The following is a 20,898-nucleotide window of genomic DNA, read 5'->3' as shown; positions in this document are numbered from 1 at the left end:
TTCTGCCGCTGCTGGCGCTGGCGGGCTGCGCGGCGGGTTTTCTGAACGTGATGGCGGGCGGAGGATCGCTGCTTACGCTCCCGGTGCTGCTGCTGGCCGGCGTCCCGGCGCCGATCGCCAACGGAACGCTGCGCGTTTCCATCATCGCCCAGAACCTGGTGGCGCTGGGCACCTTCCGGCGCCACGGCTTCGGCGAACTGAAGCAAGCGCTGTTCCTGTCGCTGTTCGCATGCGCCGGCGCCTTGGGTGGCGCGTCGCTTGGCGTGCGGATGAGCGGGCCGTGGTTTGACCGGATCGTGGTTCTGACCATGGTGGTCTGCACGCTGCTGATCCTGCGCCGCGGGAAGGCCGCTCCGACGTCGGCCCTCGGTCCCGGCCGCCGCTGGCTGGGCTATGCGGCACTGGTGTTTGCCGGCGCCTGGGGCGGCTTTATTCAGGTGGGCGTGGGGTTCCTGCTGATGCCGGCGCTCAATCGCATTCTGGGCATGGACCTGGTGCGCGTGAACATGTACAAGGTCGTGATCATCCTGCCGTACACGGTCCTGGCGCTGGCGATCTTCGCCTGGCAATCGGAAATCCTGTGGCTGGCTGGCCTGGCGCTGGCGATCGGCAACTCCGCGGGGGGATGGCTGGGCGCGCGGCTGACGGTGTCAAGAGGGGAGCCGCTGATTCGCGCCGTTTTCCTCATCGCCGTTGCCGCGATGGCCGCAAGCCTGCTGCTGCGCGGCTAAGGCGTTACGGACCAGGTGTAGGTTTCGCTGCGCAGGACCAGCCCGAATCCCAGGCGGCCGCTTACGTTGCGGCGCCACCAGGTCGATTCCTCCGGAAACAGCCGCGCCCGCACGGAGAAAACATGCGGTTCTCCGGGCTGAAGCTCATCCCGGCGGGCCAGGGGCTGATCGGCCACGTAGCCGATCTTGCGCAGGGCGGAGAACATCGTCGCGAATTCCGCGCGGGCGTCGGCCGACGGGGAACTGACGACAAAGCGGTCGGCCTCGCGGTCGAATTCGAGGTAAACGGTGCGCACCACCAGGGTCAGCTGACTGTCGGGGATCACGGGCCTTGGCCGGGCCACGGCGAATTCCACCTCGAACCTCAGTCTCAGCCCGGCGCGCAAGAGCCGCTCGGCCTCTTCATCCAGCTCAATGTCCACCCGCGTGGTAACCAGCCAGCTTTCCCCGTCCGCGCGCGCGTAGGCCATGCGCACGTCAACCTCCGATGCCGGGGCCGCCGTGGGAAGGCCAAGCAGGCAAACCAGCGCCAGCAGCCCGAAATGGGCGGGCGTATCAGCGAATCTGAAGCGGCTTCTCAAGCAGCGCATTGAAATGTCCGTCGGCGCAACGCCTCCCGGGCAGTGTGTGATAGCCGTGTCGCGTCAAGGGCAGCGCCCATCCCCCGGTAACGCCGCCGCAACTCCTGACTTCACGGGCCAGGCCCCTATTTTCGCCCAGAAAGCGCCGGATTACATCACCGGTTTCTTCCGGTAAAACCGAGCAAACGCTGTAGAGTAGGCGCCCGCCGGGCTTGAGCAGCGGCCAGAGGCTTTCAAGCAGCCGTCCCTGCACGCGGGCGAAAGGCGCAATGTCGTCATCGCGGCGCAGGTGCTTGATGTCCGGATGGCGGCGAATGACGCCGATCGTCGAGCAGGGCGCGTCGAGCAGAATGCGGTCGAAAGCGACGCCGTCGAACCACTCCTCCGGGCGCAAGGCATCGCCGCGGCGAACGGTGGCGCTCAAGCCGAGCCGGGCAAGATTCTCTTCCAGCCGCGCCAGCCGTTCGCCATCGATGTCCAGCGCCACCAGCTCTTCCGGGTCCGGGCACAACTCGAGCAATTGCGCGGTCTTGCCGCCGGGCGCCGCGCAGGCGTCCAGGACCCGCATGCCGGGGCGAACGCCGAGCAGCTGCGCCGCCAGTTGTGCCCCGGCGTCCTGAACCGACACCAGGCCTTCGGCAAAACCGGGCACATCGCGGACCGGCCCCGGAGGATCGAGCTGCAGCGCGTCCGGCAGATCGGCAGGCAGAGCGAAACGCCACGGGCCGGCGCAGGTTGCCTGCATCCGGTACGCCTTGCGCCCGGTCCTCGTGCGATTGACCCGCAGCCACATCGGCGGCTTGCGGTTGCCGGCCCGCAGTATCGAACTCCAGCGACCCGGCCATGCGGCCTGCAATCGGCGTATCAGCCACTCGGGATGCGAGTAGCGCCCCTCAAGGCTTTGATCGGCCGCCTTCTCCAGGCTAGGGCTTTCGCGCAGATAGCGGCGCAGGACCGCGTTGACCGCGCGTGCCGGGGCCGGGCCGAGCAGCGACTTGCCCGCGGAAACGCAGGAACTCACGGCGGCATGGTCCGGGATCCGCGTGCGGACAAGCTGGAACAGCCCGACGGACAGGAGAGCGCCGAGCTTGCCGGACGGACGCGGCCGCTCCATCAGCCGTTCCAGCAACTGCGCGTGCCGGTGATGCCAGCGCAACGCCCCCAGCGCCAGTTCCGCGGCCAGCGCCCGCCGCTCGGGCGTCAGCTCCGAATATCCGGCGGCGTCGAGCGCGCGCGGGTAGCTCCGTCCCTGCAGCACGCCGTAGACGGTCAGCGCGCTCACCCGCCGGGGCCCGGCGCCGGTCCCGCTCACGTCAGCACCGCTTCGGCCAGAGGGGCGCCGCGCGCCGCATTGCTTGCGGGCATGCGGCGGCGGCCAGGCAACTGGACCTCCTGCACCCGCAACATGCCGGAGACGGTCGCCACGTCCATTCCGGCGCGCGAAATATCAAGGACGCGACCCGGCTCGCCTCCAGAGCCCTCCAGCGCCTGCGCTTTCCAAAGGCGCAGCGGCCTGTCGCTCCACATCGCGTGCGCGACCGGCCAGGGATCGTAGGCACGCACGCGACGGGCAAGCGCTTCGGCCGACAGGGTCCAGTCCAGGCGGCCCTGCCGCTTGGCGATCAGCGGCGCGTAGGTGGACAGGACCGCATCCTGCGGAACTGCTTCAAGCTCTCCGGCGAGGATCGCGGGAAGCTGCTCGATCAGCAGATCGGCACCCAGCCGGGCCAGCCTCCGCTCCAGGGTCCCAGTGGTTTCGTGCGGCTCGATTGCGGTGCGCCGGGCCGCCAGCAGCGGGCCCGTGTCCAGGCCGGCATCCATTTGCATCAGCGTGACCCCGGTGTGGCCGTCGCCGGCCAGAATCGCCGCCGCGACCGGCGAGGCGCCGCGCCAGCGGGGCAGCAGCGACGCGTGAATGTTGACCGCGCCGAGCGCGCATGCATCGAGCGCGGCGGCCGGCAGGATCGATCCGTAGGCTGCGACCACCAGCAGGTCGGCGCCGAAGTCCTCAAGCTGTCGCGTCAGTGACGCGTCCTTCCAGCTTGCCGGCTGCAGCAGGTTCAGCCCGGTTTCCCGCGCCCATCTCTTGACCGGCGAGGCCGCGATCCTGCGCCCGCGGCCGACGGCGCGATCGGGCCGCGTGATCACGGCCGGAATGGCATGGCCCGCTCCGTGCAGGGCGCGCAACGCTGCCAGCGCAAAATCCGGCGTGCCTGCAAATAGAAGCTTGGCAGGCGCGGTCATGGTGAAGCGACAGTGACGGCCGCGCTAGAACTCCAGAACCGCCGGCTTGCCGGTCCGCTCGGCTTTCTCCAGGCGTTTGCGCAGCATGCGGCGCTTGAGCGGCGACAGGTAGTCGATGAACAGCTTGCCGTCCAGGTGATCGATCTCGTGCTGAATGCAGATCGAAGCCAGCCCCTCCAGCTCCTCCTCCACCGGTTCCATTTCGGTCGTGTACGCCCGGACCTTCACCCGCTCGGCGCGCGGCACCTCGGCGGTGAATTCGGGCACCGACAGACAACCCTCCTCGCTCACCACCTCGCCTTCGGAGGAAACAATCTCCGGGTTGACATAGCAGCGGGGCGTGTCGCGTTCCTCCGATACGTCCATGACCAGCACGCGCTCGGCGACGTTCACCTGGATCGCCGCAAGACCCACGCCCTTCGAGGCGTACATGGTCTCCAGCATGTCATCGGCCAGGCGCCGCAATCGCTCGCCGGCCACCGCGACCGGCCTGGCCTTGCGGCGCAGCCGGCGGTCCGGAAAGGTCAGTACTCGCAGTTCCGCCATGGGCAGGACGTCAGGGCTCCAGGGATTCCGCAGTTGTGGTATTTTCCCACAGTCACCAAAGGATGTCCCGCATGGAAGCAAAACCCTGGATTACCCTCCAATTGTGTCCCGCGCTGTCGCCGCTGCTGCGGCGCAGGCTGCTCGAGCGCTACGGCGAGGCGCACGCCGTCATTGCCGCGCCGGGCGCCGAACTGCTCGAAGCCGGCCTGACGCCCGCCGTTCTGAACTGGCTTCGGCAGCCGGACCCGGCCGTGATCGCCCCCTGTATCGACTGGATCGCCGGCGAGGGCGCTCACCTGGTGCCGTTCACCGACGAACGCTTTCCCCCGCTATTGCGCGAGATTGACGATCCGCCGGCGGCGCTGTTCGTACTCGGACAGGTTGCCGCGCTGGCCGAGCCGCAGTTGGCGATCGTGGGCAGCCGCGCGGCCACGCCCCTGGGACGATCGACCGCGATGGACTTTTCCCGCGCGCTGGCCCGCCGCGGCCTTGCCATCGTCAGCGGGCTGGCCGAGGGCATCGATGCGGCCGCGCACGAAGCGGCCCTGGATTGCGGCGGCATCACCGTCGGCGTCTGTGCCACGGGTCTGGACCGCATATATCCAAGGCGCAACAAGGAGCTGGCGCGGCGCATTACCGCAGCGGGCGCATTGATCTCGGAAAATCCGCCGGGCATCGAACTGCAGCAATGGATGTTTCCGCGCCGCAACCGGATCATCAGCGGCATGTCGGCGGGCGTCCTGGTCGTCGAAGCGGCCGCACGCTCGGGAGCGCGCATTACGGCCCGCGCCGCGGCCGAGCAGGGCCGGGAGGTATTCGCCGTGCCCGGCTCGATTCACAGCCCGCAGTCACGGGGCTGCCACGCCCTGATCCGCGCCGGCGCCAAGCTGGTTGAGCGGCCCGGGGACGTGCTGGAAGAGCTGCCGGCCCTGCTGCAGATCGGCGGCGCGGAAGCGCCGGAGCAGGCGGCGCTCGAACCGGCTCCCGGAGAACTGCCGCTGGTGGGCGGGCTGCTGCGCCAGGGACCCCTGGGCATGGACGAACTCGTGCGCCAGACCGGGCTGGACGCGTCCGAGCTTGCCGCCGCGCTCACGCGCATGGAGCTCGAGGGCCGCGTGCATTCGCTGCCGGGCGGCCGGTTTCAATACGGCCGCTGAACAGTGCTAGGATGCGCGCTCGATTTCAGTAGACTCCGTGTAGTAAAGCGCAATCGCCAGATGATTCCATCCAGAACAAACCGGCCCATGCAGGTGCTCCCCGCGTGACGCGCGCCGCGACCGGAAAGGCCGCGGGGGGCCTTATCGTGGTCGAATCTCCCGCCAAGGCGCGGACGCTGCAACGCTATCTCGGCAAGGACTATCGCGTGCTGGCCTGCAACGGGCACGTGCGGGATCTGAAGAGTGGCGGGCTGTCGATCGACACGAAGAAGGGCTTCGCGATGGAGTTCGAGGCGGTGGAGAGTTCGAAAGCGGCGGTAGCGCGGATCCGCAGCGCACTGGCCAGGATGCCGGCGCTGTATCTCGCCACCGATCCGGACCGCGAGGGCGAGGCCATCGCCTGGCACCTGCTGGAGATGTTGTCCGATGCGGGGGCGCTCGAGAACAAGCAGGTTCACCGGGTGGCCTTCAACCAGATCACGCGCAGCGCGGTCAACAATGCGGTCGAGGATCCCCGCGACGTGTCGATGCCACTGGTGGAGGCCCAGAAGGCCCGGCGCTGCATGGACCGGCTGCTCGGTTTCACCCTTTCGCCACTGCTGTCGCGGATACTCACGCGCGGCCTTTCGGCGGGCCGGGTGCAGAGCCCCGCCCTCAAGCTGATCGTGGAGCGGGAAAAGGAAATCGAGGCGTTCAGGCCGCGCGAATACTGGACCCTCACCGCGCACCTCGGCAAGGACGGCCAGGAATTCGAGGCCGCCCTTGTGGAGTTGAAAGGCGAGAAGCTGAAGAAGTTCTCGCTGGGGGACGCCGAGGCCACCGCACAAGCCCGCGACACGCTCCTTGCGGCGATGAAGGAGGGCGCATCGGACGACGGGCCCGGAGTGTTGACCGTCGCGAACGTCAAGCCCACGCGGGCCAAACGCGGCCCGCCCCCTCCGTTCACGACCTCGACCATGCAGCAGGCCGCTTCCCGCCAGCTCGGCATGCAGGCGCAACGCACGATGCGGGTGGCCCAGTCGCTGTACGAGGGCGTCGATACCGGCAGCGGTGCGGTCGGACTGATCACCTACATGCGGACCGATTCCGTGCAGATGGCGCGCGAAGCGGTGCAGGAGATCCGTGAATACGTCGCCGAGAAACTGGGCGCCGGTTTCGTTCCCGGTTCGCCGCGCCGGTACCGCACCAAGACCCGCAACGCACAGGAGGCGCATGAAGCGATCCGGCCCACCAGCATCGCGCGCGCGCCGGAAACGCTCAAGAGTCATCTGGATTCCGACCAGTACCGCCTCTACGACATCATCTGGCGGCGCGCCGTGGCCAGCCAGATGAGCGACGCCGTCTACGACCGCGTGAGCGCGGAGTTCACTCCGGGCAAGACAGCGCCGGGCGCCGCGGAAACAACCCCGGCGGGCCGCTTCCGGGCCACCGGCAACACGCTCGCGCATCCGGGCTTCCTCAAGGTCCTGGCGCGTTCGGCGGACAGCAGGGACAAGGCGCTGCCGCCGCTGGCCACTGGAGAAACGCTGGACGTGCGCGAACTCGCGACCGAACAGCACTTCACCGAGCCGCCGCCGCGCTACACCGAGGCAAGCCTGGTAAAGGCGCTGGAAGACCACGGCATCGGACGGCCTTCCACTTACGCCGAGACCCTGCGCAAGATCCGCGACCGCGAATATGCGGTCATGGAAAAACGCAATTTCGCGCCTACCCAGAAGGGCAGGATGGTGGCCGACTTCCTTACCCGTCATTTCAATGACTACGTCGATTACGACTTCACCGCCGGAATGGAGGAGTCCCTGGATGCCGTGGCCAACGGAGAGAAGCACTGGGTGCCGGTCATGGACGAGTTCTGGAGCCACTATTCGGAGCAGCTCACGGAGAAAAAGCGCACGCTGAAGGGCATCGAGGAACGCCCGCGCCGTCTGCTCGGCGAGCACCCGGAAAGCGGCGAACCCGTTTACGCACGGCTGGGGCCCTACGGGTACTTCGTGCAGCTCGGCGAGCGCACGGAGGACCATCGGCCGCCGGTCGCCACCCTGCGCGAAGGCCTCAATTACGAAGACATCACGCTTGAACAGGCGCTGGAATTGTTGCGCGGACCGCGTCTGCTCGGAACGGACACGGCCACCGGCCAACCGGTCTATGCCGGCAGCGGGCGCAACGGCCCCTACGTGCAACTCGGCGAGAGGGGCGGCGAGGAGAAACCGAAATATGCCTCGCTGACCGACGGCCTGAGCGAGGAGTCGGTGACGCTGGAGGAGGCCCTGAAGCTGCTTTCCCTGCCGCGGGAGCTGGGGCCGCACCCGGAGACCGACGACACGGTCTATGCCGGGCGGGGGCGATTCGGACCGTACGTGCAACTCGGCGAGCGCGGCAAGGAAAAGCCGAAATACGCCTCGCTGCCGCCCGAAATCTCCCCTTACACCGTCACGCTGGACGAGGCGGTCGGCCTGCTTCGCCTGCCCCGCGAACTCGGAAAGCACCCGGACAACGGCCGGCCCGTTTACGTCGGCTGCGGGGTCAAGGGACCGTATGTGCAGATCGGGAAACGTGGCGGCAAGGCGCGGCCCCGGTACATTCGCTTGCCGAAGCCCCATTCGGTGTTCACGCTGACGCTGGAGGAAGCCCTCGAGGTGCAGCCCGCCCGGCGAGCCAGGCGGCCGGCGATCCGGGAATTCGAGGACGGCGGAATCAGGATACTGGATGGCCGCTACGGCCCGTACGTCACCGACGGGTCACGCAACGCTTCGGTGCCGCGCGAACAGGACCCGGCCGCCCTGTCGCTGGAGCAGTGCCGGGAACTTCTGAAGAATGCGCGGAAAAAAGGATCGCGAAAAAGGCCGGCGCGCCGCTGACGCGCACATCGACCGCGGCGCCCGCATCCTTCGCGGCGGCGGAGTAATCGCCTATCCGAACGATTCGGTTTACGGTCTCGGTTGCCTGCCGGGCAACGAGCAGGCTGTCGAACGCGTGCTCAGGCTCAAGGGCCGCGACCGGTCGCTGGGCCTGATCCTGATCGCCGCCGAATGGCAGCAGTTCGACGATTGGGCGGGGGAACTCTCCACGTCGCCGGACTTCCGGGAGTTGCGGGAAAGCAAGGGAATTACCTGGATAGTGCCTGCCTCTTCAGACACGCCGGAATGGATCACCGGCGGCCGCGACACCGTGGCCGTTCGCCGGAGCCTGCACCCCCTGGCCGCGGCCCTGAGCCTGGCGCTGGACTCTCCGGTGGTATCCACGAGTTGCAACCCGCACGGCAGCCCGCCCGCCCGAACCGAGGCCCAGGCCCGGAGTTATTTCGAGGCCGGGGTCGACTGGGTGATGCCCGGCGAATGCGGTCCGCTCGAAGGACCGAGCGAAATCCGCGACGCCGCCACCGGAGCGGTGCTGCGACCGGCATAATGGCGCCGATTGCAGGAGAGTTTTGCTCGCAGCGGGGGCGACGCCCATGATTACATTTGCCGAAGAGACTCTGGCGCTTCTTCTCGACGACAAGACCGGCACCTTCCTGCCGATCGGCAAGTACGCGCTGGAGCACGCGCTGGTGGGCGGCATCCTGATGGACCTGGCATTCGCCGATCGCATAGACACCGATCCCGAGCAATTGATCCTGATCGATGCGACGCCCACGGGCAACCCCATGCTGGACCGGGTGCTGAAACGCATCAGTGAAAGCAGTGAAACCCGGGACACCGCCGCCTGGCTGGAAATCATTTCCGAGGAGCAGGGCGAATCGATACAGGAACAGGCCATCGAAAGCCTGATCGAGCGGGGCGTGCTGGAGCGCCGGGAAGAAAAGTTCCTTTGGGTGTTCCGTTCCCGGCGTTATCCGATGATGGACGGCAAGATTCAGCGCGAGGCCCGGCAGCGCGTGGTGGGCGTGCTGTTCTCGGGCGACATTCCCGATCCCCGCGACATCGCCCTGATCTGCATCGCCGACGCCTGCGGCGTGCTCAAGACCGTATTCGGCGACAAGGAACTGGACGAGATCGCGCCGCGCCTCGATCAGCTGCGCAAGATGGACCTGATCGGCCGGGAACTGATCACCCAGCTTTCCGTCTGGCGCTGGTCCGGCACCATAACGCGAATCTGAGCCGGAGTCAGTTCCAGGGGAGGCCGGACCAGGCTTCCCGGCACTCGCGGTGCCGAAAACAGCTCACCAGGTGATCGTTGATCAGGCCGCAGGCCTGCAGGTGGGAATAGATGATGGTAGAGCCCACGAACTTGAAACCGCGGGCCTTGAGGTCGGTCGACAGGCGATCGGAAAGCGGTGAGGTGGCGGGCACTTCGTGCTGCTCGCGCCAGTGATTGACGACCGGTTTGCCATCCACGAAACCCCAGATATAGCGCGCGAACGATCCGAATTCCTCGTGGACCCCAAGAAAGCGGGCGGCGTTGTTGACCGCGGCGGCGATCTTCTGCCGATTGCGGACAATGCCCGGATCGGAAACCAGCGTCTCGATTTCCCGATCGCCAAACCTTGCTACCCGCACCGGATCAAAGCCGGCGAAGGCCCGCCGATAGCCTTCCCGCTTATGCAGCACCGTCCTCCAGGACAGGCCCGCCTGCGCGGATTCAAGGACCAGAAACTCAAAGTGGGTGGCGTCATCAAGAACGGGCAGACCCCATTCTTCGTCGTGATAGGCCTGATATTCGTCGCTTACGCCGAGCGACCAGGGGCACCTTTCCCGCATTTGTACAAACGAAACAGCGCAGCCAGGCCGTCTGCACTGAGCATGGAACCCGCGGAGAACCCACGGACCTATACCAGGCGCTACGCCCCCCGCATGGCTGCCGGCGCAATTACGCCGGCGGAATTGGACGATACAGCCGGCGAGCCCGCGAGCCCGCCGGCTGTCGTCCTGAAATGGCTACCGAAGTAGCGGCGAAGTTATTCTTCTTCGCTGTCGTCGCCGCAACTGCCTTCGCCGCAGCTGCCTTCGTCGTCGTCGCCGTCGTCATCGTCGTCGCCGTCGTCGTCATCACCATGGCCGTCCATGAGTGACGGAAGCTCGGGCGCTTGGGAGCCGTCTACGGCTGCAGCGGCCGGGCCGGCAACGCCGGCGGCGAGGGCTGCACTAAGGGCAAGGGCGAGTAGTTTGCGTTCAGGACTGGTCATGGAAATGCCTCCAGTTTGTAGCGTTGTTTCCCTGTTCAGGGACATATAAGGCCGCGCGCCCGTATACGAACACGCAGCCGACGCGGGAATAGTTTCTCCCGCGTCGAAGTCTAGCACACGGTAGCCGAGCTACCGATGACCGTACTTCTGCGGTACGCTTCGCTCCGAAAGGCGCTCCGGATTCAGACAGGTCCCAGGAAAATGTCAGCACTCTACGCCGTAATGGGGCACCCGATCGGCCATAGCCGTTCGCCCGAAATCCATGCCCGCTTTGCCGCGCAACTGGGTTTGCATGTCGAGTATCGGCGCATCGAGGTGCGCCCGGGATCCCTGGCCTCCGCGGTGGAGAACTTCAGGGCGGACGGTGGACGGGGTTGCAACGTCACGGTGCCGCTTAAGGAAGAGGCCGCGGAGTTGAGCGACGAGCTCGGCCCCCAAGCCGGGCAGGCAGGAGCGGTGAATACGCTGACCGCCGGCGCGGGTGGCCGGATGCGGGGGGACAACACCGACGGAACGGGCCTGATTCGGCATTTGCGCACCAACCTGGGGGTAGAACTTGCAGGCGCCAGAGTGCTGATCATCGGCGCCGGCGGAGCCGTTCGCGGAGTACTTCCGGCGCTGCTGGCCGAGGGCGTCGGAGAGACCATCGTCTTCAACCGCACGCGGGAACGCGCCCGGGAACTGGCGCGGCGTTTCGATTCGCTCGGAACCATACGTGTCGCGGATTCCGCCAATCCGGAGCTTCCGGCGGTGGACCTGGTCATCAACGCCAGTTCAGCGGGGATCTCGGGCGAGCCGCCCGGCCTGGACCCGGTAACGGCGAGAGGCGCGCTGTGCATGGACCTGGCGTACGGACGGGCCGCCGAGCCGTTTGTTGCCTGGGCACAAGAGGGCGCCGCGCGCGCCGCTCACGACGGTTTGGGAATGCTGGTGGAACAGGCGGCCGAGAGCTTCAGAATCTGGCACGGCACGCGCCCGGACACGACGGAACTGCTTCAACCCTGATCCCGGAGCCGGCCGCGCCGGCGGCGGGCCGATCACCGCATAGTCACGAGTTCTTCGGCCGCCGTGGGATGGATGGCCACGGTGTCGTCCAGGTCGGACTTACAAGCGCCCATCCTTATCGCCACCGCGAACCCCTGAAGCATCTCGTCGGCGCCGGGCCCGGCCAGGTGGCAACCCACGACTCTTTCCTCTTCCCCGGCCGTTACCAGTTTCATGCGCGCCTTCGGCTTGTTTTCGGAAATACCGTAGAACAGGGGAACGAATTCGACCCGGTAACAACGCACCGCATCCCCGTATGCCTCGCGCGCCTCTTCCTCGGTAAGCCCGACGGCGCCCAGCGGCGGGTGGGCGAACACCACGGTCGGGATATTGCGGTAGTCCATGCGCCGCTCGGACATTCCGCCGAATTGACGGTCCCCCCAGCGGCGCCCGGCGGCGATCGCTACCGGAGTGAGTTCATGATGTCCGGTGACGTCGCCCAATGCGAACACGCCGGGCGCCGTGGTTTCCTGCCATTCGTCCACCTCGATGGCGCCGCGCCCGTCGCATTGCACGCCGGCAATATCGAGATTCAGGCCGGCGGTGAGCGGACGCCTGCCCACAGCCCACACGAGGGCGTCGAACGGCCCGCTGCGTTCTCCCGAAACGGCGGTCAGGCACAGACTCTCGGCATCCCTCTCGACGGCAGCGGGCACGAAACCCGTGGCGATCCGCACCCCCGACCCGGCGAGCCCCTCCATGCAGGCCTGCTGCAGGATCTCGTCGAAGCTGCGCAGCACCGAATCGTGCCGCAGGTGCAGGGTCACTTCCGTGCCGAGACCCCGGAGAATCCCCGCCAGCTCCACGGCGATGTAGCCGGCGCCCACAACCGCTGCGCTCGCCGGCCGGCGCTCAAGTTCGAAGAACCCGTCGGAAGTGATTCCGAGTTCGGCCCCAGGAATCGCAGGGACGATCGGAGCGCCGCCGGTGGCAATCAGAATCCGTTCGGCGGAGTAGTCCTCGCCGTTCACGCAAAGCACGCGCGGCGCGGAAAAAGCGCCGTGTCCGGATACGCTGTGCACGCCGCGGCGCTCGAGGTTGCTCGCATAGATGCCGTTCAGCCGGCGGATATAGCGTTCGCGCCGACTGACCAGTTCCGCGAAGTCGTGACCGTTCACGGCGAGATCGAATCCGTAATCGCCACCATGCCCCAGCTCCCTGGCCAGTTCGGCGGCATGCCACATGATCTTCTTGGGCACGCAGCCGCGATTGACGCAGGTGCCGCCGAGACGTCCGGATTCCAGCAGCGCCACCCGCGCTCCGTATTCGGCCGCCCGCTGAGCCGCGGCCAGTCCGCCGCTGCCCGCGCCCACCACGATCAGGTCGAACTTGTCCATGCGCGGCAGCATAACGCCTTCGCGCCCGCGCCTTGCCTTGACCCGGCAACAAAAATTCGCGAAAGTGCGGGGTTGGCGGAGCGAAAAACTGATACGCGCCGTCGAAGCGGATGATTGAACTGTTTGACTATTACCGTCCGAGCCTGACGGTACGGGGGATCGAGCGCCGGTTTCCGGCGCGGCGGGTCTTTTGCGTGGGCTGGAACTACGCGGACCACATCAAGGAAATGAACCGTGAGAATGTCCCGGAGCCGCCGGTATTCATGAAACCCGCGGACGCGCTGCTGCCGGGCGGCGGCGAGGTGCCCTTCCCGCCGCGCACCAGGGACCTGCAGCACGAAGTGGAACTGGTGGTGGCCCTGCAGGGGGGCGGGCTCAACATCTCCGCGGACGAGGCGATGGGACACGTATACGGCTACGGTGTCGGGATCGACCTGACCCGCCGCGACCTGCAAAGTGAGGTCCGCGAAGCAGGCGCCCCCTGGGAAATCAGCAAGAGCTTCGACTACTCCGCCCCGGTGAGCACGCTGCGGCGCGCTTCCAGCATCGGGCATCCCGCCAAGGGCCGCATCTGGCTGGCCGTCAACGGCGCGGTCCGGCAGGAGGCCGACATAAGCCACATGATCCACAAGCCGATGAACCTGATCGCGCAGATTTCCACTTTCTTTGAACTCAAGCCCGGCGACCTGATCTTTACCGGCACGCCGGCCGGAGTGAGCCGGCTCAAGCCCGGCGACCACGTCACGGCCGGCATAGACCGGGTGGGGGACGTCCACATTCGCATGGGCCGCCTGCGCGCCTGACCGGCTTCCCGCCGAATTCCCGGCCATGATGATTGCAAGCTGGAACGTCAACTCGGTGCGCGTGCGCAAGGAGCATGTGGCGGACTGGCTCCGGTCGCAGGCCCCGGATGCGCTGGGCCTGCAGGAACTGAAGTGCCGCGACGAGGATTTCCCACTGGAGGGCTTTGAAGACCTCGGTTACCGGTGCCTGATACACGGGCAGAAGACCTACAACGGCGTGGCCCTGCTGACCCGCGATGAAGCATCGGAGCCGGTTGTCGGAATTCCGGGACTGGACGACCCGCAGGCACGGGCGGTCGCCGCTACGGTGGGCGGCGTTCGCGTGATCAATCTGTACGTGCCCAACGGCAAGGAGGTCGGGCACGACCACTACCATTACAAGCTGCGCTGGCTGGATGCGCTGACCGAATGGGTCCGCGCCGAGCTGCAGCGCTGGCCGAGGCTGGCGGTAATGGGCGACTTTAATATCGCGCCGGACGATCGCGATGTGCACGACCCGGAGGAGTGGCGCGACAAGATTCTGTGCAGCGTACCCGAGCGGGCCCGACTCCGGGCGCTCGAGGATCTCGGCCTGACGGACAGCTTCCGCCTGTTCGATCAGCCCGAAGAGACGTTCAGCTGGTGGGACTACCGTGCCGCCGCGTTCCGGCGCAACCGCGGTCTGCGCATCGACCTGGTGCTGCTCTCCGAAGCGCTGGCGCCCGCGTGCACGGAGGCCGGCATCGACAAGTCACCGCGCAGACTCGAACGCCCATCCGACCACACCCCCGTCTTCGCCCGCCTCAGTCGACGGTGACGGATTTGGCGAGGTTGCGGGGGCGGTCCACGTTGTGGCCCTTCTGCACCGCCACGTGGTACGCGAGCAGCTGCAGCGGCACGGTGTATAGCACGGGCGCCTGCAGCGCTGTGGCCGGCGCCGGCAGGCGGAGCGCGATCATGCCGTCTTCGTGGCCCAGGTTGGCGTCGGGGTCCGACACCACGAAGAGTTGTCCGCCGCGCGCGCGGACTTCTTCGAGATTGGACCGGAGCTTGTGCAGCAAGCCGTCGTTCGGGGCCAGCGCCACGATCATCATCCGGTCGTCCACGAGCGCCAGCGGGCCGTGCTTCAGTTCGCCCGCGGCATAAGCCTCGGCATGGATGTATGAAAGCTCCTTCAGCTTGAGCGCGCCTTCCATGGCCACCGGCCACATAGGACCGCGTCCCAGGAACAGCACATGCTCGCGACCCCGGAAATTCCCGGCCAGTTCCGCAAGCCGACCGTCCATTTCCAGCAACTGTTCGATCAGGCCGGGCAGCGCCGCGGCCTCCTGCGTCAGGCTGCGTATCTCCTCCTCGCTGCTGCCCCGGGCGCGGGCCAGCGCCAGGGCCATCATCGCCAGCGCCGCCAGCTGGGTGAGCAGGGCCTTGGTGGACGCCACGCCCACTTCCAGGCCGGCGCGCGTCAGCAGGCTGTGCTCGACATTGCGGACCAGGCTGCTGGTGGCGACGTTGCTCAGGGCCAGCACGGCCCGGTAGCCCCGTTCGCGCGCAGCCCGGGTTGCCGCCAACGTGTCCGCCGTCTCGCCCGACTGGGAAATGGCAAGGAAAAGGCAGTTCGGCGGGCAGGGTGGAGGCCGATAGCGGTATTCGCTGGCGATCTCGACGGTGCAGGGCAGTTTGGCGTAGTCCTGTATCCACTGACGCGCGACCAGGCCAGCGTTGAAGGCGCTGCCGCAGGCGGCGATATGCACGGCCGTAATTTCACCCAGCTTCGCGCCCACTTCGGGGCCGAACATGGACGCATCCGGCAGGCCGCCGGAAATCAGCGGCAGCAGCGTGTCGCGGACCGCCCGGGCCTGCTCGAAGATCTCCTTTTGCATGTAGTGCCTGTACGCGCCCCGCTCAACCGACTCGGGGCCGAACTCACTCTCCACCATCGGCCTTTCCACGGCTTCGCCGCCGGCGCCGGTGATCTCCACGCTGCCGCGGGTCAGCAGCGCCAGGTCTCCATCGCGCAGAAATCGGTAGCGGCGCGTTACCGGGAGCAGCGCGGCAATGTCGGAAGCGGCATAGTTCTCCGACTCGCCCAGGCCGACCACCATGGGCGCGCCGCGATGGGCGGCCAGGATCGCGTCCGGCTCCGCGGCCGCCAGGACGACCACGGAGTAACTGCCTTTCAATCGCGCCAGCGCATCGCGCGCAGCCGCGGCAAGGTCCTTGCCTGCACTCAGTTCCGCGTCGATGAGGTGGGCGATGCATTCGGTGTCCGTTTCGCTCGAGAAAACCACGCCCCCGGCCGTGAGCTCCTCCTTGATCGCTTCGTAGTTCTCGACGATGCCGTTGTGCGCAACCGCCACCCGCTCGCCCGCGAATATGGGATGAGCGTTTTGTTCCGTGGGCGCGCCGTGCGTAGCCCAGCGCGTGTGGGCGATACCCACCTCGCCCTCAAGGGGCTGCCTTTCGAATTCCTCGACCAGCCGGGCCACCTCCCCGGGCCGGCGAAGGCGTTTCAGACCGCCGTTGTCGAGCAGCGCCAATCCGGCGGAGTCGTAGCCGCGGTACTCCAGGCGGCGCAGCCCGTCCAGCAACAGCGGGGCGATGTCCCGCTCGGCCGCGACTCCGACAATTCCACACATGGCCCTGCGGGGCTAGCGCTTCTTCAACGGCAGCGTTTTCTGCCGTGACCGGGCCACGGTTAGCTGGTCCGCCGGAGCCGGCTTGGTGATTGTGGAACCGGCGCCGATCATGGCTCCGGCGCCGACTTCCACCGGGGCCACCAGTTCCACGCCCGAACCGATAAACGCGCCTTCGCCGATCACCGTGCGGTGCTTTCGCTTCCCGTCGTAATTGCAGGTAATCACTCCGGCGCCGATATTGACCTCCCTGCCGACCTCGGAATCGCCGACGTAACTGAGGTGCGATGCCTTGGCGCCGTCGCCAAGCTCGCTGTTCTTGACCTCAACGAAGTTGCCGACCCGCGCTTCCTCCCCCAGACTGGCCTGCGGCCGCAGCCGGGCGAAGGGACCCACGCGGGCCCGCGCTCCGATGTGGGCGCCGTCCACCACGCAATGCGGTTCAATGCGCGCGCCCTCGTCGATCCGGGTGTCCGACACCACGCTGTAGGCGCCGATGCTGGCGCCGTCGCCCAGGACGATTTCCCCTTCGAGGACCACGCCCACGTCGAGGAACACGTCCCGGCCCGCCTGCACGTCGGCCCGGATCTCGATACGCTGGGGATCCGCAATCCGCACGCCTGCCTCCATCAATTCGCCGGTTCGCCGGCGCCGAAGCAGGCGTTCGGCTTCGGCGAGTTGCGCGGGGCTGTTGACGCCCATTGCCTCGTCCGGCCCACCGGTCCCGACCGCGCGCACGGGCGTGCCCTCGGCAAGTGCGATGTCAACTGTGTGGGTAAGGTAGATTTCCTGTTTTCCCCCCGCAGGCTTGAGCGCCCGGCAAGCCTTGCCCAGCCAATCGCCGGGCGCCGCCATCGGCCCGACGTTGATTTCGCGCACAAGCCGCTGTTCGGGCGTGGCGTCCGCATGTTCGACAATGCCCGCCACCGCGCCGTCCGGATTCCGGACGATGCGTCCGTAACCCGATGGATCCTCCACTTCGGCCGTCAACAGCGACACGCCGTTGTCGTCGGCCACCAGCCGCCGAAGCGTTTCGCCGGTGACCAGCGCGACGTCCGAATACAGCACCAGGACGCGCGCGCCGGGATCGATCGACGGCAGCGCCTGAATTACGGCGTGTCCCGACCCCAGTTGCTCCTCCTGCTCGACCCAGTCGATCGGCGCCCCGGAGAAAGCCGCGCGCACCGGCTCGGCGCCGTGCCCGCAAACCACCACGATGCGATCGGGATCGAGGACGGCCGCGCTGTCGATGACGTGCGCCAGCAGAGGTTTGCCTGCCAGCAGGTGCAGCGGCTTGGGTATGGCGGAGCGCATCCGGGTGCCTTGGCCGGCGGCCAAAATGACCACGTTCAATTCTCCGGCCATCAGGAAGGACCTCCATACCCGGGACACAGGCCGGTCCAGGGCCGCGCTTGTTCAAGTTGCGCCGCCAGGCCGAACAACAGGCCTTCGCCGCCCTGCGGGGCGGCCAGCTGCACGCCGATCGGCAGGCCCTTGGCCGACCGGCCGAGCGGCAGGGAGACGGCGGGCTGACCGGTCACGTTGAGCAATTGCGTAAAGGCCGTGTAGCGGTTGGTGACTTGCATATAGCCCTTCAGGTCCTCGGTGTCCATGTCGATCTCACCCAGGCGGGGCGCCGGAGCCGCCGTGGTCGGGGAGAGTATGACGTCATATCGGTCGCAGAATTCTCCCATCCGGCGCCCAATGTAATGGATATGGCTCATCGCCGCAGCATATTCCGACGCGCTGGCTTCCGCCCCGGCCCGCGCCATCCGCCAGGTCACGTACGACACGTCCTCCCGGCGGAATTCGCGGCCCAGCGCCTCGCAGCGCGCCTGTATGTCGGCGTTGACGTGTGAGCTCAGAATCAGAGTGGCGCAGTTGTGGAGTTGCTCGGGCGACAGCGGGCAGCGCGCCTCCTCCACCTGATGTCCGAGCACTTCGCACATGCGGGCCGTGTCCCTGACCACTTCGATGACGTCGGGGTCGACGGGCGCTCCATTGAACGAGTCCTGAACAAGCGCCACGCGCAATGCGCCAGCCGGTTTTTCCAGCGTTTCCATCCACGTCCCGCGATGGGCCGGCGGATGATAGGGGTCCCCGGGTTCCGCGCCTTCCACCGCGTCGAGGAAGGCCGCGGAATCGCGCACGCTACGTGTAATCACGTGATTCTGAGCCATGCCGGCCCAGCCCTCGGCCCGGTCCGGGCCGGTGGGGATACGGCCGCGGGTGGGCTTGAGGCCGACCAGACCGCAAAGGGAGGCCGGTATGCGGATGGAACCTCCGCCATCGCTGCCATGCGCTGCCGGGACAATGCCGGCCGCCACCGCCGCCGCCGCGCCGCCGCTGGAGCCGCCCGGCGAGTATTCGGGATTCCAGGGGTTCAATGTCGGCCCGGTCAGCTCCGGTTCGGTTGTGACCGCCAGCGCCAGTTCCGGCGTATTGGTCTTCCCGAAAATCACCAGCCCCGCCTGCCGGTAGCGGCGAACCAGAGTGGTGTCCCGCTCGGCCACGAACCCGTCAAACAAGCGGCAGGCGTAGCCGGTGGGCTCTCCCCCGTAGTGGGCGCCGACATCCTTCAACAGGAAGGGCACGCCGGCAAGCGGACCACTGCGCCCCTTTTCGGCCAGGGTTCCGCGGGCGCGATCATAAAAGGCATGGACCACCGCGTTGACGGAGGGGTTGCGCCGTTCACAACGCTCGATGGCCGCCGCCAGCAGCTCCGCGGCATCGACCTGACCGGAGCGCACCAGCTCGGCCAGGCCGACGGCATCATACGATTCGTATTCGGGAAAAATGCTCACGCGCGGGATACAAGTATCCACATTTTCTGTGGAAAAACTTGTGGGGAACTGCCGAAATCAAGCCCGAAAAGCGCGCCGTTGTAACACTTTCCGGACTTTGGTGAAAAATTCAGTCCTGCCCGCGAAGTTTCTTCAGCGCACGGTGGCGCGCGGCGGCCTCGGCGAGGTCGCGCTGGGCCTTTTCGATGTCGGATTTCTCGGTGGCGCCCTCCAGGGCTTCCTCGGCCTGCCTGCGGGCTTCCTCGGCGGCGTTCACGTCCAGCTGGTCCGGCCGGAGCGCCGAATCGGCCAGCACGATCACGGCGTCGGGCTGAATCTCGAGCAAGCCTCCGGTCACGTAGAAGAGCCGCTCGTCCTCGCCCTCGCATTGCACCCGCACCGGCCCGGGACGCAGTTCGGTCAGGAGCGGAGCATGCCGCGGCGCGATGCCGACGTCGCCCTGCGAAGCGGGCGCAACGACGAAATCCGCGTCGCCGGAGTAGATTGCGCCCTCGGCGCTGACGATGTCTATGTGAATGGAAGCCATGGTTACTGCAACTGCTTCGCCTTCTCCTCGACTTCCGCAATGCCGCCCGCCATGTAGAAGGCCTGCTCGGGCAGGTGGTCGCAATCGCCGCTGAGGATGGCGCTGAAACTGCGTATCGTCTCCTTCAGGGTGACGAACTGGCCGGGGGTGCCGGTGAACACTTCGGCCACGAAGAACGGCTGCGACAGGAAGCGCTGGATCTTGCGCGCCCGCTGCACCGTCAGCTTGTCCTCCTCGGACAGCTCGTCCATGCCCAGGATCGCGATGATGTCCTGCAGCTCCTTGTAGCGCTGCAGGACGCGCTGCACGCCGCGCGCGGTGTCGTAGTGCTCGCGGCCCACCACCAGCGGATCGAGCTGGCGCGAGGTGGAGTCCAGCGGATCCACCGCGGGGTAGATGCCGAGCTCGGCAATCGAACGCGACAACACGACCGTCGCGTCCAGGTGCGCGAAAGTCGTCGCGGGCGAAGGATCGGTCAGGTCGTCGGCCGGCACGTAAATCGCCTGCACCGACGTGATCGAGCCGGTGCGGGTGGAAGTGATCCGCTCCTGCAGCGCGCCCATCTCCTCCGCCAGCGTTGGCTGGTAGCCCACGGCCGAGGGCATGCGCCCCAGCAGCGCGGAGCATTCCACGCCGGCCAGCGTATAGCGGTAGATATTGTCGATGAACATCAGGATCTCGCGGCCTTCGTCGCGGAAAAACTCGGCGATGGTCAGCCCCGTCAGTCCGACGCGCAGGCGGTTTCCGGGCGGCTCGTTCATCTGGCCATAGACCAGCGCCACCTTGTCGAGCACGTCCGACTCCTTCATCTCGTTGTAGAAGTCATTGCCCTCGCGAGTGCGTTCGCCCACCCCGGCGAACACCGAGTAGCCCGAAGCCTCGACCGCGATATTGCGGATCAGCTCCATCATGTTCACGGTCTTGCCCACGCCGGCGCCGCCGAACAGGCCGATCTTGCCGCCCTTGGCGAACGGGCAAAGCAGGTCGATGACCTTGATGCCGGTTTCCAGCAACTCGGTGCTGCCGGCCTGGTCCTCGAAGCTGGGCGGCGGGCGGTGGATGGGCCAGCGCTCGTCCTCGCCGATATCGCCCTTGCCGTCCACCGGGTCGCCGAGCACGTCCATGATCCTGCCCAGCGTCTTGTGTCCCACCGGGACCGTGATCGGCCCGCCCGTATTGTTTACCGGCAGGCCGCGGCTCAGGCCTTCGCTGGACCCCATGGCGATGGTGCGGACCACGCCGTCGCCGAGCTGCTGCTGCACCTCCAGGGTCAGATTGCGATCTTCCACCACCAGGGCGTCATACACCTGGGGCATGGATTCGCGCGGGAACTCCACGTCGATCACGGCGCCGATGATCTGCACGATGGCGCCGTTGGCGTTTGCGGTCAT

At 67.1% G+C, this 20,898-nt stretch carries 20 protein-coding genes; 8 read left to right on the top strand and 12 right to left on the bottom strand.

Going from position 1 to position 20,898, the window contains the following annotated elements:
* The first annotated feature begins 50 nt into the window (after positions 1–50).
* Positions 51–731, top strand: a complete 681-nt coding sequence (locus F4Y72_08865; protein MXZ28400.1) for a sulfite exporter TauE/SafE family protein — start codon at positions 51–53, stop codon at positions 729–731.
* On the opposite strand, the gene F4Y72_08860 is transcribed toward F4Y72_08865, so the two are convergent.
* Genes F4Y72_08860 through def form a run of 4 tightly spaced genes read right to left on the bottom strand, consistent with a single transcriptional unit; the run spans position 728 to position 4,102 of the window.
* Entirely contained in the window at positions 728–1,321 is a 594-nt protein-coding gene (locus F4Y72_08860) for a DUF4390 domain-containing protein (GenBank protein ID MXZ28399.1), read from the bottom strand. The two genes, F4Y72_08865 and F4Y72_08860, sit on opposite strands and share 4 nt — an antisense overlap.
* Positions 1,287–2,624 (bottom strand): 16S rRNA (cytosine(967)-C(5))-methyltransferase RsmB, encoded by a 1,338-nt coding sequence (gene rsmB / locus F4Y72_08855; GenBank protein MXZ28398.1) that lies wholly within the window; start codon positions 2,622–2,624, stop codon positions 1,287–1,289. Before rsmB ends, F4Y72_08860 begins: the two co-directional genes overlap by 35 nt.
* Positions 2,621–3,556 carry a methionyl-tRNA formyltransferase gene (locus F4Y72_08850; GenBank protein MXZ28397.1) on the bottom strand — a complete coding sequence of 312 codons (936 nt, stop codon included), beginning with the start codon at positions 3,554–3,556 and terminating at the stop codon, positions 2,621–2,623. Before F4Y72_08850 ends, rsmB begins: the two co-directional genes overlap by 4 nt.
* A 24-nt stretch (positions 3,557–3,580) precedes the next feature.
* Positions 3,581–4,102 carry a peptide deformylase gene (gene def / locus F4Y72_08845; protein ID MXZ28396.1) on the bottom strand — a complete coding sequence of 174 codons (522 nt, stop codon included), beginning with the start codon at positions 4,100–4,102 and terminating at the stop codon, positions 3,581–3,583.
* A gap of 62 nt (positions 4,103–4,164) precedes the next feature.
* Here def and dprA point away from each other — a divergent pair, with 62 nt between their 5' ends.
* The 4 genes from dprA to F4Y72_08825 all read left to right on the top strand — a co-directional run bounded on the left by dprA (position 4,165) and on the right by F4Y72_08825 (position 9,355).
* On the top strand, positions 4,165–5,259 hold the full coding sequence (dprA, locus tag F4Y72_08840; GenBank protein ID MXZ28395.1) for a DNA-protecting protein DprA: 1,095 nt from the start codon (positions 4,165–4,167) through the stop codon (positions 5,257–5,259).
* A 146-nt stretch (positions 5,260–5,405) separates the two neighbouring features.
* Complete coding sequence (gene topA / locus F4Y72_08835) at positions 5,406–8,117, top strand: type I DNA topoisomerase (protein MXZ28394.1); 2,712 nt, start codon at positions 5,406–5,408, stop codon at positions 8,115–8,117.
* Positions 8,074–8,664 carry a tRNA threonylcarbamoyladenosine biosynthesis protein RimN gene (locus F4Y72_08830; GenBank protein ID MXZ28393.1) on the top strand — a complete coding sequence of 197 codons (591 nt, stop codon included), beginning with the start codon at positions 8,074–8,076 and terminating at the stop codon, positions 8,662–8,664. The genes topA and F4Y72_08830 overlap by 44 nt, the downstream gene beginning before the upstream one ends.
* Positions 8,665–8,710: 46 nt before the next feature.
* Positions 8,711–9,355 (top strand): GPP34 family phosphoprotein, encoded by a 645-nt coding sequence (locus tag F4Y72_08825; GenBank protein MXZ28392.1) that lies wholly within the window; start codon positions 8,711–8,713, stop codon positions 9,353–9,355.
* Positions 9,356–9,362: 7 nt separating this feature from the next.
* Here the strand turns inward: F4Y72_08825 and F4Y72_08820 are convergent, their stop codons facing one another.
* Together F4Y72_08820 and F4Y72_08815 are read right to left on the bottom strand one after the other, a co-directional pair.
* Positions 9,363–9,956: a DNA-3-methyladenine glycosylase I gene (locus F4Y72_08820; protein ID MXZ28391.1), complete on the bottom strand. Its 594-nt coding sequence runs from the start codon at positions 9,954–9,956 to the stop codon at positions 9,363–9,365.
* A 197-nt stretch (positions 9,957–10,153) separates the two neighbouring features.
* Entirely contained in the window at positions 10,154–10,381 is a 228-nt protein-coding gene (locus F4Y72_08815; GenBank protein ID MXZ28390.1) for a hypothetical protein, read from the bottom strand.
* A gap of 201 nt (positions 10,382–10,582) precedes the next feature.
* Here F4Y72_08815 and aroE point away from each other — a divergent pair, with 201 nt between their 5' ends.
* Positions 10,583–11,386: a shikimate dehydrogenase gene (gene aroE, locus F4Y72_08810; protein ID MXZ28389.1), complete on the top strand. Its 804-nt coding sequence runs from the start codon at positions 10,583–10,585 to the stop codon at positions 11,384–11,386.
* Positions 11,387–11,418: 32 nt separating this feature from the next.
* On the opposite strand, the gene gorA is transcribed toward aroE, so the two are convergent.
* Positions 11,419–12,762 carry a glutathione-disulfide reductase gene (gorA, locus tag F4Y72_08805; GenBank protein ID MXZ28388.1) on the bottom strand — a complete coding sequence of 448 codons (1,344 nt, stop codon included), beginning with the start codon at positions 12,760–12,762 and terminating at the stop codon, positions 11,419–11,421.
* 110 nt (positions 12,763–12,872) lie between these two features.
* On the opposite strand from gorA, the gene F4Y72_08800 reads away from it, so the two are divergent.
* Complete coding sequence (locus F4Y72_08800; GenBank protein ID MXZ28387.1) at positions 12,873–13,565, top strand: fumarylacetoacetate hydrolase family protein; 693 nt, start codon at positions 12,873–12,875, stop codon at positions 13,563–13,565.
* 25 nt (positions 13,566–13,590) lie between these two features.
* Complete coding sequence (gene xth, locus F4Y72_08795; protein MXZ28386.1) at positions 13,591–14,361, top strand: exodeoxyribonuclease III; 771 nt, start codon at positions 13,591–13,593, stop codon at positions 14,359–14,361.
* Here the strand turns inward: xth and glmS are convergent.
* The 5 genes from glmS to atpD all read right to left on the bottom strand — a co-directional run bounded on the left by glmS (position 14,348) and on the right by atpD (position 20,898).
* Positions 14,348–16,180 carry a glutamine--fructose-6-phosphate transaminase (isomerizing) gene (gene glmS, locus F4Y72_08790; GenBank protein ID MXZ28385.1) on the bottom strand — a complete coding sequence of 611 codons (1,833 nt, stop codon included), beginning with the start codon at positions 16,178–16,180 and terminating at the stop codon, positions 14,348–14,350. The genes xth and glmS overlap by 14 nt on opposite strands.
* A gap of 12 nt (positions 16,181–16,192) precedes the next feature.
* The gene (glmU, locus tag F4Y72_08785) at positions 16,193–17,542 is read right to left on the bottom strand and encodes a UDP-N-acetylglucosamine diphosphorylase/glucosamine-1-phosphate N-acetyltransferase (GenBank protein MXZ28384.1); all 1,350 of its coding nucleotides are present in this window, start codon (positions 17,540–17,542) and stop codon (positions 16,193–16,195) included.
* Positions 17,542–19,002: an amidase gene (locus tag F4Y72_08780; GenBank protein MXZ28383.1), complete on the bottom strand. Its 1,461-nt coding sequence runs from the start codon at positions 19,000–19,002 to the stop codon at positions 17,542–17,544. Before F4Y72_08780 ends, glmU begins: the two co-directional genes overlap by 1 nt.
* 88 nt (positions 19,003–19,090) lie before the next feature.
* On the bottom strand, positions 19,091–19,507 hold the full coding sequence (locus F4Y72_08775; GenBank protein MXZ28382.1) for a F0F1 ATP synthase subunit epsilon: 417 nt from the start codon (positions 19,505–19,507) through the stop codon (positions 19,091–19,093).
* Between the two features lie 2 nt (positions 19,508–19,509).
* On the bottom strand, positions 19,510–20,898 hold the full coding sequence (gene atpD, locus F4Y72_08770) for a F0F1 ATP synthase subunit beta (protein MXZ28381.1): 1,389 nt from the start codon (positions 20,896–20,898) through the stop codon (positions 19,510–19,512).

This window comes from Gammaproteobacteria bacterium, from assembly GCA_009838035.1.
Taxonomy (GTDB): domain Bacteria; phylum Pseudomonadota; class Gammaproteobacteria; order Steroidobacterales; family Foliamicaceae; genus Foliamicus.
Note: the sequence above shows the minus strand (reverse complement) of the source record. Positions and strands in the feature narration are given on the sequence as shown.